We start from the raw sequence: 14715 nt of genomic DNA, 5'->3' as shown, positions 1-14715 counted from the left end.
TCGGGGCCACCTCCCCCGTAAACGGGGGAGGATAAGGGCGGTGCTGCGGTGGCGCGATCCTCCCCCGTTTACGGGGGAGGTGCCCGTAGGGCGGAGGGGGGAACGTGCGCGAAGCCGAGAAGCAAACCGTCAAACGTGCCCGCGCGCTGCGCCGCACGATGACACGCGCCGAGGTCATCCTCTGGCAAAACCTGCGTCGTCAGAATCTTGTTGGCTTCAAGTTTCGGCGGCAGGTGCCTGTCGGCCCCTTCATTGCTGACTTTGCCTGCGTCGAGCGGCGCCTGATAATTGAAGTTGATGGTGAGACACATTCCACTGATGACGAGATCACAAGAGACCAAAAACGCACGGTTTTTCTCGGGGGGCAGGGGTGGCGTGTGCACCGCGTCTGGAATACGGACATCTATGACAATCTTGATGGCGTCCTCGACGGCATTCTCTATCAATTGAGACAGGTGCATGGTGACTGAGTCCGCATTCCCCCCTCCGCCCTTCGGGCACCTCCCCCGCAAGCGGGTGAGGATAAGCCTGCGCTTTGAGGTGGCCCTATGAGAATTCTCCTCACAAATGATGACGGCATTAACGCGCCCGGCCTTGCCGTGCTCGAAGACATCGCCAAGGAGCTGAGCGACGATATCTGGATCGCCGCGCCGGAAGAGGAACAGTCCGGCAAGGGCCGCGCCATTTCGCTGACCCAGCCCGTGCGCGTGCGCAAGGTTGGCGCCAAGGCGTGGGCGATTGTCGGCACGCCGTCCGACTGCGTGCTGCTGGCGACGCAGGACCTGATGCCTGATGCGCCGCACCTAGTGCTTTCCGGCGTCAATCGCGGCCAGAACATTGCCGAGGATACGAGCTTTTCCGGCACGATTGCCGCCGCCATGTTCGGCATGCAGCTCGGGATTCCCTCCATCGCGCTCAGCCAGGCGCAGAGCTTCCGTGAGCGTGGCTCGCTGCCTTGGGATACGGCGCGGGCATGGGGCGCCAAAACGCTGAAGCCGCTTCTGGCGCGGCCCTGGCCGAAGGATGTTGTCATCAACGTCAACTTCCCCGACCGCGAGCCTGAAGACGTGGCCGGCATCCAGATCACCCGTCAGGGTTTCCGGGATGAAAGCATCATCCATACCGACCGCCGCGAAGACCTGCGCGGCAATGACTATTACTGGATCGGTCACAAGGGGAAGCTGTCCAAACCCGACGCCGGAACCGACCTGCGTGCCATCTACGACGGCTATGTCTCCGTTTCGCCCCTGCACGTAGACCTCACGCACGAGGCCTATCTCCTGAAACTCCGCGAGACATGGCAGAGCTGATCGCCGATCCCTTCCGGGCCGCGCGCCTTGTGTTGCACCTGCGCCAGGAGGGCATCACCGACGACGGCGTGCTGAAGGCGATGGAGACGATCGACCGAGGCGCCTTTGTTGATACGCCGGGCATCGACAAACTCGCGTTTGAAGACTGTATCCTGCCGATTCCCTGCGGACAGGTCATTCCGCGTCCGGCGGTTACCGGCCAATTGCTGCAGGCTTTGCAAATACGCCAGATGCGGGAAGCCCGAATCCTGCTGATCGGCATGGGCAGTGGCTATACGGCGGCTCTGGCGGCCCAGCTCGGGGCGGATGTGTTTGCCATGGACCGTTATCGCCGCCTCTGCGATGCGGCCCGCAGACGGATGCTGGACCTTGGGCTTGGCAATGTGGCCGTGCGGCATGGCGACGGTCTCGCCGGCTGGCCGGAACGGGGCCCCTATGACCGGATTCTCCTGACAGGCGCGGTGTCCGAGGTGCCGGATGTCCTGTTGCAGCAGCTTGGCAAGGGCGGCGAACTGATTGCGCCCTTGGATACCGGCGATGGTCAGGTCCTGCTGCGGATGGGCAAGGACGGCTCGCAGGAACGCCTTGCTATCGCCCACCCGCTCGCGCCGCTGCTGGAAGGCGCCTCCCGCGCCCTCTAGGACAGATTCGCGCGACCTGCAGGGCTTGTTTGCCAAGCCCAGCGGCCACAGCTATAGGGGCATGACTTTCGCGGGCGCCTGAAGGCGCCATTGCGGACAAGGGTTACAGGGAGTTGGACCATCATGCTGAACAAATTCGCCGCGGCTACCGTTGTTTTCGCGGGCCTGTCCCTGCCGGCTTTGGCGCAGGCTGCACCGCCCGCTGCAGGCCCAGGCGTCCTGACGCAGGTCATGTTCTTCCTGCCCCTGATCCTGATCTTCTACTTCCTCCTGATCCGGCCTCAGCAACAGCGCGCGAAGAAGCACAAGCTGATGATTGAAGCCGTGAAGCGCGGCGACACGGTGATCACGTCGGGCGGTCTGATCGGCAAGGTCATCAAGGTCGGCGATACGGAAGTGTCGCTTGAGCTGGCCGAAAACGTCCGCGTCCGCGTGATAAAGGCCATGGTTGTCGATGTGAAGGGCAAGAACGAGCCCGTTGCCGCCAACGACTAGGCCGCCCGCTACCGGCTGTTTTCCCGTCTCAAGGACTAGACCATGCTTCAGTTTCCGCCCTGGAAGATCTGCCTGATCCTCGGCATCATGCTCTGGGGCACGCTGATGGCCCTGCCCAATGTCGTAAACATGTCAGGCGCGCCCACCGGCATACCCAAGCAGGGCGTCAATCTCGGTCTCGACCTTCAGGGCGGCGTCTATCTCATGATGGAGATCAGCCCGGACGAAGTCATCGCCAACCGGCTTGAAGTGTTCGCCATCGATGTGCGCAATGCGCTCGGCAACAAGGATGGCAAGCCGCTGATCGGTCACCTTTCCGAAGTTGATGGCCGCACGCTGAACATCAGCCTGACCCGTCCCGATGCCGATGGCAATTACCCGGTTGATGAAGCCCTGACACGTCTCCGCAAGCTGAATGGCAGCGTCGAAGGCGCCATTGGCGGGGCCAAAACCTATGAAATCGAGGCTGCCGGTCCGGCGTTGATCAAGGTCACCGTGCCCTCAACCTCCGAAGAAGCGCTGATGAAAGACGCCCTGGCCAAGACGATGACCATCGTGCGCCGCCGCGTCGACCCGGAAGGCGTCAGCGAGATTTCCATTACGCCGCAGGGCAACAACCGGATCATCCTGGAAGCGCCGGGCGAGCCGGATGCAACCCGTCTGAAAAACCTACTTAGCCGCGACGGCAAGATGACGTTCAACCTCGCGGAAAACAGCGCATCCGAGATCGCCCGGGCGCAGGCTGGCCTCCCTCGCACGGGATACCGGCTCCTGGACGGCGCTCAGACCGGCCCTATGCTGGTGCGCAATATTCCGGAAGTCACCGGCGCCGATATCGCCAACGCAGCGGTCGGGCGGGATGACGCCAACAATCCGCAAATCAATTTCCGCCTGAACGGCAATGGCGCGCGCAAGTTCTACGATACGACCCGGCTCAACACCGGCAAGCTGTTCGCGATCGTGCTCGACGACACGATCATGTCGGCGCCTCGCATCAACGAGCCGATTCCGGGCGGCCAAGTTCGTATCACGGGACAGTTCACCGAAGAAGAGGCTTCCGATCTTGCGGCCATCATCGAAGCCGGTGAGATGCCTGCCAAGGTCCAGTTCCTCGATCAGCGTACGGTCAGCGCGACACTGGGGCAGGACTCAATCCGCGCCGGTATCCGCGCATCGCTGATCGGCCTCGCATTGGTCGCCGTCTTCATGATCCTTGCCTATGGCCTGATGGGCATCTTTGCGGTCGGCTCGCTGGCGGCAAACATCATCCTGATCGTCGGCTCGCTTTCCGGGCTCGGCGCCACGCTTACGCTGCCGGGTATCGCAGGTATCATTCTCACAATCGGTATGGCCGTGGACGCCAACGTGCTGGTTTTCGAACGTATCCGGGAAGAACAACGCGCAGGCCGCTCGCCGCTAACGGCTGTACAGGCAGGTTATGAACGCGCCCTGTCGACCATCCTTGATGCCAACATTACGACCTTCATCGCCGCTTCGATCCTTTACCTCCTCGGCTCCGGCCCGGTGAAGGGCTTCGCGGTCACGCTGGCCATTGGTATCGTCACCTCAGTGTTTACGGCTTTCGTGCTGACGCGCTGGTTCACGGTGATATATCTCAAGGGCTTCAAGCCCAAGAAATTCGCGCTTTAGGCGGACAGGAGAGAGACAATGTTACTCAGATACTGGCCTGAAAGCACGAACGTTAAGTTCATGAGCCTGCGCATGGGCGGCGCGATCCTGTCGGTTATCATGATCACGGCGTCGATCTATTTCCTGGCAACGCGGGGCCTGAACCTGGGCGTCGACTTTGCTGGCGGCACAGTGATGGAGCTGCAGCAGACCGAAACGGTTACGGTCGAGAGCGTCCGCGCCAACATGCCATTCAATGCGGAAGTGAACACGGCTGTTGGCACCGATGCGCGGCCCATTGTCGTCGTCAAGTTCGGTGCCGCCGATCCTGCCCAGCTTGGTGATGAATTTGCCAACCTTGCGCCAGCAGCACAGGCCGAGCGTGCCCAGCAGGTGACAAACGATATCGTCGCCAAAACGCTGAAGGAAAAACTCGGTCTCACTGACTCAGATTTCCTGCGCGATGATTCTGTCGGTCCGAAAGTATCAGGCGAACTCTTCCGCTCCGGCATCATGGCGCTCGTGGTCGCACTGGCCCTGATGCTGGCCTATATCTGGTTCCGGTTCGAGTGGCAGTTCTCAGTGGGCGCAGTTGCGGCACTGGCGCACGATGTGATCATCACGCTCGGCGTGTTTTCGCTGCTCCAGCTTGAGTTCAACCTGACCACTATCGCTGCCCTGCTGACCATCATCGGTTACTCTATGAACGACACGGTTGTTGTGTTCGACCGGGTGCGCGAAGAGCGTCGCAAGTACAAGAAGATGCCCGACCGGCAAGTCATCGACCAGTCGCTGAACTCGACCCTGTCACGCACGCTATTGACCTCAGGCACGACGCTACTGGCCCTGTTCGCCATCTTTTTCCTTGGCGGCCCGGTTCTGCGCGGCATGAGCTTTGCGCTGATCTGGGGTATCTTTATCGGTACTTATTCGTCGATCTTCATCGCGTCCGCGATCGTGCTGTCGCTCGGCATGGACCTGAACAAGAAGCCGGCCGAAGAAGTCACCGGCTTTCAGGGTGTCCGCTAGGCGTCGATAACCACCACGCGATCATCGAGGGCGGCAATGGCTGTCTGCGGCGAGTCCGAGTGAACGAGCAATGACCGGAAGCTCTCCGGCGTGAAGCCGCCATCGATGATCTTTTCCATCAGGTCGAAGAAGGGTTCCCAGAACCCGTCTTCGTCGAGGAAAGCCATCGGCTTCTGGTGCAGGCCGAGGCGCGCCCATGACAGGATCTCGACCGCTTCTTCAAGCGTGCCGATGCCGCCCGGGAGCACAATAAACGCGTCTGATTCGTCGAACATCATCTGCTTGCGCGTGTGCATGTCTTCGACGATGCGGTGCTCCACGTCTTCGAAGATGCGCTCTTTCTGCAGCAGGAAGCGCGGCATGATGCCGAGCACTTCGCCGGCCGATTCATGCGCTGCACGGGCGCATGCGCCCATTAGGCCAACGCCACCGCCGCCATAGACGAGGCGGATGTCGCGCTTGGCGAGTTCACGGCCGAGCTCAACGGCAAGGGCAATATATCCGGGGCTTACGGCATCCGACGCGCCGCAATAGACACAGATCGATTTCAACTTCTTCATGGCAAATCCGGCTCTTTTCTCGACGCGCAGAGATAACGACTGAGGCGCCCCGGCGCCAGTTCCAATGTCTGTGCGCTTTCGTGGAGCGTATTTGGCGTTTTGTCTTCAACCGATTCCGCCCCATATGGCGCCCATGAGCCCACCTACAGATACACAAGCCAATCATGACAAGATCGACAGTGCCGACGGCGGCATTGGCGTATCGATCCTGCGAATCCTGAAACTGCTCGGCCGGTCAGAGCTGGCCAAGTGGCGCCCGATCATGGCCATTGCCGTGATCGTCACGCTCGCCGCCTCCGTGCTTGAGGTCGTCTCGCCCCTCGTCCTTGGTCATGCCATCAACCGCGCAGCGCCTGAGGGAGGCGAGCCACCGGCCTTTGCCGCCGCTGCGATGTGGCTCACCATCGGCATCGGCGTGCGGTTCCTGGCTGCTGCCCTGCCGCAAATGCGCGACTTCCTGTTCGCCCCGGTCAGCCAGGATGCGCAGCGCGTTGCCAGCGTCGATGCCTTTGGCCACGCCCAGCTCCTGTCGCTGAACTTCCACCAGACACGTCGCACGGGCGCTCTCAACCGCGTCATCGAGCGCGGGGCGGGTGCCATCGACTACCTGATCCGCTTTCTTGCTTTCAATATCGGGCCGACTTTCATTCGCCTCGTCCTCGCGTCTATCGCGCTAGGCGTCGCTTACGATTATCGCCTTGCGCTGATCGCGATCGGCACGATCATCATCTATGTCATTTCCACGGTCATCATTACCGAATGGCGCGTGCGCCAGCGCCGACGCATGAACGAGGCCGACACGCATTTCCGCGCCATGTCCGTCGACATCCTGACCAATTTCGAGACCGTAAAGTCCTTCGCCGCCGAGCGTCGTGAGACCGGCCGCTTCGACAAGGCCATGGGCAACTATAACGACCGTTACGTCGAAACTGTGCGCAGCATGTACATCCTGAACACGGTGCAGGCGCTGGTCATGAATATCGGCCTTCTGGCCGTCATGGTCCTGTCGGCCTGGAACGTCATCGATGGGAAGATGCAGATCGGCGACCTGACGGCCGTGATGCTGATGTTGCTTTCACTCTATGCGCCGCTGAACATCCTCGGCTGGGCCTGGCGCGAGATCAAGCAGGGCGCGGTCGACCTTGAGAAGCTGTTCGGCCTACTCTCGATGACGGCCGATATTTCCGACGCGCCAAATGCCATGCCGCTCACGTCGCCCAAGGGTGAGGTGACGTTCGAACATGTCGGGTTTTCCCACGAAGGCCGGGCTGTCGGCGTCAGCGATGTCAGCTTCCACCTGGGACCCGGTCGCAAGATCGCCTTTGTCGGCACATCTGGCGCTGGCAAGTCTACGCTGCTGAAGCTGCTCTTCCGTTTCTATGAAGTGGATTCCGGGCGCGTGCTGGTCGACGGCAAGGATGTGCGCACTCTGACGCAGGAATCGCTGCGCAAGGCCCTCGGCCTCGTCCCGCAAGATGTTGTCCTCTTCAACGATACGATCCGCTACAATATCGGCTATGCCCGCCCTGATGCGAGCGAAGAAGACCTGCGCGATGCCGCCCGGCGCGCTCAGCTGCTCGATTTCATCGATAGCCTGCCAGACGGCTGGAACACCCGCGTCGGCGAGCGGGGACTCAAGCTCTCCGGCGGCGAGAAACAGCGCGTCGGCATCGCCCGCGTCATCCTCGCCGATCCGGCCATCCTCGTTCTCGACGAGGCCACGTCAGCACTGGATAGTGCCACCGAAGAAGCCGTTCAGGACGCCCTCGAAGAGGCCGCCAGCGGCCGCACGACCCTCATGGTCGCCCACCGCCTGTCCACGGTAAAATCCGCTGACGAGATCATCGTGCTTGAGGCAGGACGGATTATCGAGCGTGGCAATCATGCGACCCTGCTGGCCAAAGACGGCAAATATGCTGATATGTGGGAACGTCAGGCCAAGAATGCCGATTTGGCATTGGTAGACGAATAGGAATTGCCCGGGGAAGGGGCCCATTTGAATGTCTGAAGACCTCGATCGCAGAAGCACACCCTGGCTGACCATTGGTCTCGACTGGGAAGGCGTTGCCGCTGCGCTCGGCGCGCTGCTCGTCGCGCTCTTGCTGGGCCTGCTCTGGTCACCGCTTTTCTGGATTGGCTTTGCCGGCGTGATACTGGCGCTCATGGCAGCGCGCTGGTCGCACCGGACACCGCCCGATCTTGCCAATGGCATCGTATCGCCCTGCGACGGTGTCGTTGTGTCTGTCGAGCGGGTTGATGCGCCCTCGGAACTGCGCCTCACCGAGTCTGCCACGATGCGCATTCGCGTGTCGTCAGCGCCTTCGGCCACGAACAAGGTCTACACGCCCATCGCGGGCAGTCTCGAATCGCTGATCCTTGAATCTGGGGAAAAGGGCGTGCCGCTGGCCACGCGCCCGGAAGATGACGGCCTGATGCGCGCCTATCTCACCTTTGAAAGCCGTGGCCAGCAGGTCGGCGTGAGGCTCGCCTCAGGCGGCTTTGGCCCGCGAATCGAACTCAGCACCGAAGCCGGCGATATTGTGCGTCTCGGTCGCCCGTTCGGGACGCGGCGTCTTGGTGGCTGGTGCGATATCTACGTGCCGAGCAATACGGGCGTTCTGATCTGGCCCGGTCAGACCCTCATTGGCGGCGAAACCGTCCTCGGACGCCTGAAATCACAAGGCGACACCGACCTGTTCGATGGCATGACAGCTGAAGAGCAGGAAGAAGCGCCCGTGCTTCAGGTCGAAACGGAGGCGGAACCCGAGATCGAGGAAGAGGAAGACGACGATTACCCGTCGCCCGAGGAAGTGTCCGTTCCCGAAGATCCGGCCGAAATCTTTGCTCGCCTGCGCGAAGCCGCGCGCAAGCATGGCGAAGAGGACTAGTCGTCAGTTTCTTTTTGCGGCCCGCTATTCATCCATGCGAACAGTGGTTTCAGCGGGATGATCCATCCAAATCCGGCCACGACATAGAACAGAAGCTGTGCCCAGCGCGGCCATGTGCCAAGCATGCCGGACAGTGTGCCCACGATCACGATCCACGCGATAATGAAGGCGAGAAGGATCAGGCTGGCGATCGGTTTGCGCATGGTCTGGTCGGCTTTCATTGGGCGGCGGCGGGGCTCTGCGACACGGTTGCCTCTTGCCGTGTCGCCTGAATAGGCCATTTAGGCCGCATGTCCCATACAGGCAAATCCCCGCAGGCGACGCGCTGGATGCGCAACTGGCTCGTGCTCGTTGGCCTGCTCGTCTACGCCATGATCCTGATTGGCGGGGCCACGCGCCTGACGGATAGCGGCCTTTCGATCACCGAATGGGACCCGATCAAGGGCACCCTGCCGCCACTTAGCGATGCGTCCTGGGCCAGCCTGTTCGCCAAATACCAGCAGACGGCCGAGTACAAACTGCAGAATTCCGGCATGACGCTGGCCGATTTCCAGCAGATATTCTGGTGGGAGTGGGGCCATCGCCTGTTCGGTCGCATGATCGGCCTCGTTGCGATGGGCGGCCTCGCCATTTTCGCAATTCGCGGCTGGCTGTCGCGCGGCCTCGCGATGAAATTCGTCATTCTCATCCTGCTCGGTGGCCTTCAGGGCGCCATCGGCTGGTGGATGGTGTCCAGTGGCATCGGCGAGACCACCCGTGTCGACGTTGCGCCTTATCGCCTTGCTACGCACTTCATGCTGGCTTTGCTGATAATTGCCTACACAGGCTGGCTGTGGCTGGACCTTGGCGGCAAGACGCGTCCGCAGGTCTCCAGGATGATTCGTACGGTCGCCGTTGCCCTGCTTGGCCTCATCTTCCTGCAAATGGCGGCAGGCGCCCTGGTTGCCGGTCTTGACGCCGGGCGCACCTATAATGACTGGCCGCTGATGGCGGGCGAGTTCGTGCCGCAAGGCTATCTGGGGGAGGGGCTTGGTCTGCGCAGCCTGTTTGAGGGCCGGGCGACGACCCAGTTCAACCACCGCATGCTCGCATACGGAATCTGGATATTGTCCCTCTGGGCCGTGTTGGCTTTCCGCTCAACGCCGCTCAAGGGCGCCTTTGCAGGCCTTGCGGCGCTGGTCAGCCTTCAGGCCTGCTGGGGCATTCTCACGCTGATGAACGCCGCCCCAATGAACCTGGCGCTGCTGCACCAAGCCATCGGGGTGATCGTCACGTTGGCGGCTGTCAGATTGGTCTGGCTGACACGCTCGGCGACCTAATTGGTCGAAAGGGTCAGCGGGCTCGGGTCCACGAATACGGCGTGATGTTCTCCGGGCTTGGTTTCGCCCGCGATCACGATCAGTCCGCCCGGGTAGCCACCTGACATCATCGTGCCCATTGCTGCCATGGCATCGGGCGTCGCGGGCGCCACGACCGTAATGCCGTCCTTCACGTCGATTTCGGCGTTCGTCATTCCCATGTCGGTCGAGATGCCGAGTTTGCCGTTCTCAAGCGATACGAGCGCATCCAGCGGCCCTCTCACCAAAGAGGCGGCATCAGACGCGCGCGGCGAGGCGACCAGCGTGTCGCTTGTGAAAGCGCAGGATTTGACCGGGAAGTCGGTAAAGGTCGATTCGCCAGCGACCCAGCGCAGGTCGCCGTCATCCGCCTTGATGATCCCGTTTTGAAGCACGGTGCTGTTCACATCCGTCCAGAAGGCCAGCCGCATGAGGCCTGTTCCAAGCGCCGGGCCTGAGCAGACGCCCGCGATGTCATGATCACTTGTGACAGGCAGATCGATCTGTGCCGGGGCAATCAGGCCCTCGCCATAGATAAAGCCCTTCAGCTCGCCTTCGCGGGTGATTCCCGGGAAAACGGTGATTGAGCGGTCTTCGATGACCGCAGACTCGCCGCTACCCAGTGCCTTGAGGCGAAAATTGGCTTTTTCGCCAAGTTTTTCAGCCTCCATATCGAAAAATTGCAGGCCGCCTTTCTCGTAGGCGATGGCCAGAATGCCACGCAGGCCGCCTGAGAGGGCGATGGAGGAAACCTGACCTTCCAGAGGACGCGTGGCCCAGACGGCCGGTAGCTGCGTCCCTGCAGCAATGACAGGGGTTTCAGGCTTGGTATCAGCCTGCTTGTCTTGTTTTGAACACGCCGTTGCTGTAAAAAGCAGGGCAAGTCCAAGCCCGGCGTTGACAAGGGGGGACACGGCGCTTAAACGCCAGCGCTTGAATTGCATTCCATGAACTCCGAAGTCGAGAGGCTCTGATTAGAGCGATGAAAACCTATAACGCACCAGCAGATGTGGAGCACAAGTGGGTCGTGATTGATGCGACTGACGTCGTCATCGGACGCCTTGCTTCTTACGTCGCAAAACGTCTTCGCGGCAAGCACCGCGTCGATTTCACACCGCACATCGATACAGGCGATCATGTCGTCATTATCAACGCGGATAAAGCAAAATTCACAGGCAAGAAGATGACGGACAAGATCTACTACCGTCACACTGGTTACCCGGGCGGCATCAAGTCGACCACGCCTGAGAAAATCCTCAACGGCAAGTTCCCTGAGCGCACCATCCAGATGGCCGTGAAGCGCATGATGCCGAAGGAAAGCACGCTGGCTCGTACCCAGTTCGGCAAGCTGCGCGTCTATGCCGGTGCCGAGCACCCGCACACAGCCCAACAGCCTGAAGTCGTCGATTTCAAATCGATGAACCGCAAGAACATCAAGGCAGCCTAATCCATGACCGATACTGCAAATTCCCTCCAGGACCTCGGCACCATGTCGGGCACGCCAGCCGCTGAAGCGCCAGCCGCGAAGATCGAACCAAAGATCGACGCTCAGGGCCGCGCCTACGGTACAGGCCGCCGCAAGGAAGCCACGGCACGCGTCTGGATCAAACCGGGTTCCGGCAAGATCACGATCAATGGCCGCGACCAGGAGCAATATTTCGCACGTCCGGTCCTGCGCATGGTTATCGCCCAGCCGCTGATCGAAGCCGGCCGCGACAGCGAATTCGACGTCATCGCGACTGTCAAAGGTTCGGGCCTCATGGGTCAGGCTGGCGCTGTGCGCCACGGCATCTCGCGCGCACTCGTCAACTACGAGCCAAGCCTGCGCGCCGTGCTCAAGCCATTCGGCTTCATGACCCGCGATCCACGCGTCGTCGAGCGTAAGAAGTACGGCAAGGCGAAAGCCCGTCGTAGCTTCCAGTTCTCCAAGCGCTAGGCCGTATTCCGGTTTTCCAATTCCGGCGGGCGCTTCGGGAACGAAGCGCCCGTTTTTTATTGTTCTGTGGTGGGAGGCGGCCATGCTGCCAAAAGTTTTCATTGATGGCGAAGCCGGCACGACCGGTCTTCAGATCGCGGACCGGCTGCGGGCGCGTGACGATATCGAGCTGATCTCGATCGATCCGGCCAAGCGCAAGGATATTGATGCGCGCGCCAGCATGATGAACTCGGCCGATGCCGTGATCCTCTGCCTGCCGGACGATGCCGCCAGGCTCGGCGTATCGCTCGTCACCAACAAGAACACGATCATCATTGATGCCTCCACGGCCCACCGCACGGCGCCGGGCTGGACCTATGGCTTCCCCGAAATGGACAAGGGTCAGCGCGCGGCCATCCGTGCCTCCACACGCATTTCCAATCCCGGCTGCTACCCGACGGGCGTCATCGCGCTCGTGCGCCCCCTTGTCGTGCGGGGCTTCGTGCCGCCCTCCTATCCGCTCACCGTGAATGCTGTTTCCGGCTACACAGGCGGCGGCAATGCCATGATTGCCGAGTTCGAGGACACATCTGCTGCGAACCATACGAGCGATAATTACCGCATCTATGGCCTCACCCAGAAGCACAAGCACCCACCGGAAATGATGCGCCACGGGCGCCTCGCAAACCTGCCCATGTTCATGCCGGCCGTTGGCCGTTTTGCGCAGGGCATGATCGTCGAAGTGCCCCTCACCCTGCGTATGCTCCCGAACACGCCGCGCAAGGCTGACCTGCACCGCGCCCTGACGCAGGCCTATGAAGGCGAACGCTTCGTGCGCGTCGTGCCGCTGGCCGAGTCCGACAAGCTGACCGGGCTCGAACCGGAAGCCTGCAACGGCACCAATCGGCTCGAACTCTTTGTCTTCGGCAATGATGAACAGGCCCGCCTCGTCGCCCGCCTCGACAACCTGGGCAAAGGCGCCTCAGGCGCCGCCGTCCAGAACCTGAACATTGCGCTCGGCCTTGATGAGTGGACGGGCCTCGAAGCCTAAGCTGGTCTATTCCAGCGGAAGCTTGATGTGCTGCAGGCGCACTTTGACATAAGTGCCCGGCGCAGCGCCGAGGCCCATGTCTTTCGGCTCGACGGCTTTCTTCTTTGCGCCGGATTTCGGCTTCAGCCAGTCCCACCAATAGGGCCACCATGAGCCGGGGGCTTCTTCAGCTGTCTCCAGCCATTCTGCGCCCGTCTGGGTGATCTTGCCGCCGGTCCAGTGCTGGTACTTCTTCGCGTCGGGATGGTTCACCACGCCGGCGATATGGCCGGAACTCGACAGTACGAACTTGGTATCACCGCCAAAGACAGTCGCCGTGCGGTACACGCTCTCGAACGGGCAGATATGGTCGTCGCGACTGGCCTGGACCATCACGGGGATGGTGACGCTCTTCAGGTCCACCGTCTCGCCCAGCAACTCGAACTCGCCCTTCGACAGCTTGTTGTCGTAATAGCAGTCCTTGAGGTAGCGCTGGTGCACGGCGCCCGGAATATTGGTCTGGTCGGCGTTCCAGTAGAGCAGGTCGAACGGGCGGGGCGATTTCCCCAGCATGTACTGGTCGATGACATAGCGCCAGACGAGGTCGATCGGGCGCAGCCAATTGAAGGTCTCGTACATCATCGCGCCCGGCATCACGCCGCCGCTCTTCTCGATCAGGCTATCGATATAGCTGCGGCCCGGCCCGTCTGTGAACACTTTAAGATCGCCCGCCAGCTCAAAGTCCGACTGCGAGGCAAAGAAGGTGGCCGAGTTCACCCGGTCGTCGCCATTAGCCGCCATATGCGCCAGCGTGCCCGACAGCAGCGTACCCCCAATGCAATAGCCCACGGCATTGAGCTTCTTGGCGCCGGAGGCCTGTAGCGCGGCCTCAACGGCGGCATAGACGCCATTCTTGCTGTAATCGTCCCAGGTATAGTCCTTGGTGACATCGTCAGCCGAACGCCACGAGACGACGAACACGGTGAGGCCCTTGTCGACCAGCCAGCGGATCATCGAATTCTCTTCGCGCAGGTCGAGAATATAGAACTTGTTGATCCAGGGCGGGAAGATCAGCAGGGGCCGCGAATGCACGGTTTCCTGCGTCGGTGCATACTGGATCAGTTCGATCAGGTCATTGCGGAACACGACCTTGCCGGGCGCCGTCGCGATATTTTCGCCGATCTCGAACGGTGTCTCGTCGGTCTGGCTGATGTGCAGCTTGCCACCAGCTTTCTTCACGTCGGCGCGGGCGAGGCGGATGCCATTCAGCACGCTCTCGCCGCCGCTTTCCATGAACGCGCGCAGGGCTTGTGGGTTAGTGCCGAGATAATTGGTCGGCGACATGATGTCGGTCAGCTGCTGCGTGAAGAACTTGGTACGCAGGTGCAGGTTTTCCGGCAGGTCGGTGGTGTGATCCGCCAGGCCCATCAGCCACTTGGTATTCACCTCATAGGCTTTGCGGATGAATTTGAAGCCCGGATTGGACTGCCATTCAGGATCTGAAAACCGCTTGTCCGTTTCCGGCGCAGGCTCGGCGCCGAGCGCCTCCTGGGTCATTTCGTTCCAGAGGCCCATCCATCCGCGCATCAGTTCCATATTGGCGCGCATAAGTGCTGCCGGGTTTTGTGCGAGGTTCATGCCGACGGCGCGGAAGGCTTCGCCAGCGCCCATGGGATCGCCCTGAGCCATCGTGCCGACCGGTCCGGAACCCATCAGGACATCGCTGATCAAGGCCTGAGATTCCGTATTGGCGAGCGCCAGTGTTGTCATCAACACCTGCATTTGCAGTGGATTCTGCTCAGCCATCAGCGATTGAAGTGAAGGAAGTGCAGCCTTTTCTTTTTTATTGCCGCTCATCTGTCCCAATATCGCCTGTTTGTC

General features: G+C 61.1%; 16 protein-coding genes. 12 read left to right on the top strand and 4 right to left on the bottom strand.

Going from position 1 to position 14715, the window contains the following annotated elements; translation table 11 throughout:
- Positions 1–104: 104 nt before the first annotated feature.
- The 6 genes from HOC_RS07400 to secF all read left to right on the top strand — a co-directional run bounded on the left by HOC_RS07400 (position 105) and on the right by secF (position 5104).
- Positions 105–470 (top strand): endonuclease domain-containing protein, encoded by a 366-nt coding sequence (locus tag HOC_RS07400; protein WP_035537171.1) that lies wholly within the window; start codon positions 105–107, stop codon positions 468–470.
- Positions 471–548: 78 nt separating this feature from the next.
- Entirely contained in the window at positions 549–1310 is a 762-nt protein-coding gene (surE, locus tag HOC_RS07395) for a 5'/3'-nucleotidase SurE (RefSeq protein ID WP_035537170.1), read from the top strand.
- On the top strand, positions 1298–1951 hold the full coding sequence (locus tag HOC_RS07390; RefSeq protein ID WP_035537169.1) for a protein-L-isoaspartate O-methyltransferase family protein: 654 nt from the start codon (positions 1298–1300) through the stop codon (positions 1949–1951). Before surE ends, HOC_RS07390 begins: the two co-directional genes overlap by 13 nt.
- A gap of 123 nt (positions 1952–2074) precedes the next feature.
- Entirely contained in the window at positions 2075–2446 is a 372-nt protein-coding gene (gene yajC / locus HOC_RS07385) for a preprotein translocase subunit YajC (RefSeq protein WP_035537168.1), read from the top strand.
- Between the two features lie 42 nt (positions 2447–2488).
- Positions 2489–4096 carry a protein translocase subunit SecD gene (secD, locus tag HOC_RS07380; RefSeq protein WP_035537167.1) on the top strand — a complete coding sequence of 536 codons (1608 nt, stop codon included), beginning with the start codon at positions 2489–2491 and terminating at the stop codon, positions 4094–4096.
- An 18-nt stretch (positions 4097–4114) separates the two neighbouring features.
- Positions 4115–5104 (top strand): protein translocase subunit SecF, encoded by a 990-nt coding sequence (gene secF, locus HOC_RS07375; protein ID WP_035537166.1) that lies wholly within the window; start codon positions 4115–4117, stop codon positions 5102–5104.
- Here the strand turns inward: secF and HOC_RS07370 are convergent.
- On the bottom strand, positions 5101–5664 hold the full coding sequence (locus HOC_RS07370) for an LOG family protein (RefSeq protein WP_035537165.1): 564 nt from the start codon (positions 5662–5664) through the stop codon (positions 5101–5103). The two genes, secF and HOC_RS07370, sit on opposite strands and share 4 nt — an antisense overlap.
- 133 nt (positions 5665–5797) lie before the next feature.
- Here HOC_RS07370 and HOC_RS07365 point away from each other — a divergent pair, with 133 nt between their 5' ends.
- Positions 5798–7636, top strand: coding sequence for an ABCB family ABC transporter ATP-binding protein/permease (locus HOC_RS07365; RefSeq protein ID WP_241766943.1), 1839 nt, complete (start codon positions 5798–5800; stop codon positions 7634–7636).
- Positions 7637–7664: 28 nt separating this feature from the next.
- The gene (locus HOC_RS07360) at positions 7665–8552 is read left to right on the top strand and encodes a phosphatidylserine decarboxylase (RefSeq protein WP_035537162.1); all 888 of its coding nucleotides are present in this window, start codon (positions 7665–7667) and stop codon (positions 8550–8552) included.
- On the opposite strand, the gene HOC_RS07355 is transcribed toward HOC_RS07360, so the two are convergent.
- Positions 8549–8833 carry a DUF2842 domain-containing protein gene (locus HOC_RS07355; protein ID WP_206741548.1) on the bottom strand — a complete coding sequence of 95 codons (285 nt, stop codon included), beginning with the start codon at positions 8831–8833 and terminating at the stop codon, positions 8549–8551. The genes HOC_RS07360 and HOC_RS07355 overlap by 4 nt on opposite strands.
- 9 nt (positions 8834–8842) lie before the next feature.
- On the opposite strand from HOC_RS07355, the gene HOC_RS07350 reads away from it, so the two are divergent.
- Positions 8843–9871, top strand: coding sequence for a COX15/CtaA family protein (locus tag HOC_RS07350; protein WP_035537160.1), 1029 nt, complete (start codon positions 8843–8845; stop codon positions 9869–9871).
- Here the strand turns inward: HOC_RS07350 and HOC_RS07345 are convergent.
- Complete coding sequence (locus tag HOC_RS07345; RefSeq protein ID WP_035537158.1) at positions 9868–10833, bottom strand: hypothetical protein; 966 nt, start codon at positions 10831–10833, stop codon at positions 9868–9870. The two genes, HOC_RS07350 and HOC_RS07345, sit on opposite strands and share 4 nt — an antisense overlap.
- 38 nt (positions 10834–10871) lie before the next feature.
- Between HOC_RS07345 and rplM the strand changes: the two genes are divergently transcribed.
- From rplM to argC, 3 genes are all read left to right on the top strand, one after another.
- On the top strand, positions 10872–11336 hold the full coding sequence (gene rplM, locus HOC_RS07340) for a 50S ribosomal protein L13 (protein WP_034742303.1): 465 nt from the start codon (positions 10872–10874) through the stop codon (positions 11334–11336).
- Between the two features lie 3 nt (positions 11337–11339).
- Positions 11340–11825, top strand: a complete 486-nt coding sequence (gene rpsI, locus HOC_RS07335) for a 30S ribosomal protein S9 (RefSeq protein WP_035537156.1) — start codon at positions 11340–11342, stop codon at positions 11823–11825.
- A gap of 82 nt (positions 11826–11907) precedes the next feature.
- Positions 11908–12855 carry an N-acetyl-gamma-glutamyl-phosphate reductase gene (gene argC, locus HOC_RS07330; protein ID WP_035537155.1) on the top strand — a complete coding sequence of 316 codons (948 nt, stop codon included), beginning with the start codon at positions 11908–11910 and terminating at the stop codon, positions 12853–12855.
- 6 nt (positions 12856–12861) lie between these two features.
- Here the strand turns inward: argC and HOC_RS07325 are convergent, their stop codons facing one another.
- A complete protein-coding gene (locus HOC_RS07325) occupies positions 12862–14691 on the bottom strand; it encodes a PHA/PHB synthase family protein (protein WP_035537154.1) in 1830 nt (609 codons plus the stop codon).
- Positions 14692–14715: the final 24 nt, after the last annotated feature.

This window comes from Hyphomonas oceanitis SCH89 (genome assembly GCF_000685295.1).
Classification (GTDB): Bacteria; Pseudomonadota; Alphaproteobacteria; order Caulobacterales; family Hyphomonadaceae; genus Hyphomonas; species Hyphomonas oceanitis.
This window is presented reverse-complemented; position numbering and strand designations above follow the sequence as displayed.

Bases quoted from the DNA above. Each gene is read 5' to 3' on its own strand.
- HOC_RS07350 (WP_035537160.1), top strand. From the start codon at position 8,843: ATGTCCCATACAGGCAAATCCCCGCAGGCGACGCGCTGGATGCGCAAC.
- HOC_RS07325 (WP_035537154.1), bottom strand. From the start codon at position 14,691: ATGAGCGGCAATAAAAAAGAAAAGGCTGCACTTCCTTCACTTCAATCG.
- HOC_RS07345 (WP_035537158.1), bottom strand. From the start codon at position 10,833: ATGCAATTCAAGCGCTGGCGTTTAAGCGCCGTGTCCCCCCTTGTCAAC.
- HOC_RS07360 (WP_035537162.1), top strand. From the start codon at position 7,665: ATGTCTGAAGACCTCGATCGCAGAAGCACACCCTGGCTGACCATTGGT.
- argC (WP_035537155.1), top strand. From the start codon at position 11,908: ATGCTGCCAAAAGTTTTCATTGATGGCGAAGCCGGCACGACCGGTCTT.
- surE (WP_035537170.1), top strand. From the start codon at position 549: ATGAGAATTCTCCTCACAAATGATGACGGCATTAACGCGCCCGGCCTT.
- yajC (WP_035537168.1), top strand. From the start codon at position 2,075: ATGCTGAACAAATTCGCCGCGGCTACCGTTGTTTTCGCGGGCCTGTCC.
- HOC_RS07390 (WP_035537169.1), top strand. From the start codon at position 1,298: ATGGCAGAGCTGATCGCCGATCCCTTCCGGGCCGCGCGCCTTGTGTTG.
- rpsI (WP_035537156.1), top strand. From the start codon at position 11,340: ATGACCGATACTGCAAATTCCCTCCAGGACCTCGGCACCATGTCGGGC.
- rplM (WP_034742303.1), top strand. From the start codon at position 10,872: ATGAAAACCTATAACGCACCAGCAGATGTGGAGCACAAGTGGGTCGTG.
- HOC_RS07355 (WP_206741548.1), bottom strand. From the start codon at position 8,833: ATGGCCTATTCAGGCGACACGGCAAGAGGCAACCGTGTCGCAGAGCCC.
- HOC_RS07365 (WP_241766943.1), top strand. From the start codon at position 5,798: ATGAGCCCACCTACAGATACACAAGCCAATCATGACAAGATCGACAGT.
- HOC_RS07370 (WP_035537165.1), bottom strand. From the start codon at position 5,664: ATGAAGAAGTTGAAATCGATCTGTGTCTATTGCGGCGCGTCGGATGCC.
- secD (WP_035537167.1), top strand. From the start codon at position 2,489: ATGCTTCAGTTTCCGCCCTGGAAGATCTGCCTGATCCTCGGCATCATG.
- secF (WP_035537166.1), top strand. From the start codon at position 4,115: ATGTTACTCAGATACTGGCCTGAAAGCACGAACGTTAAGTTCATGAGC.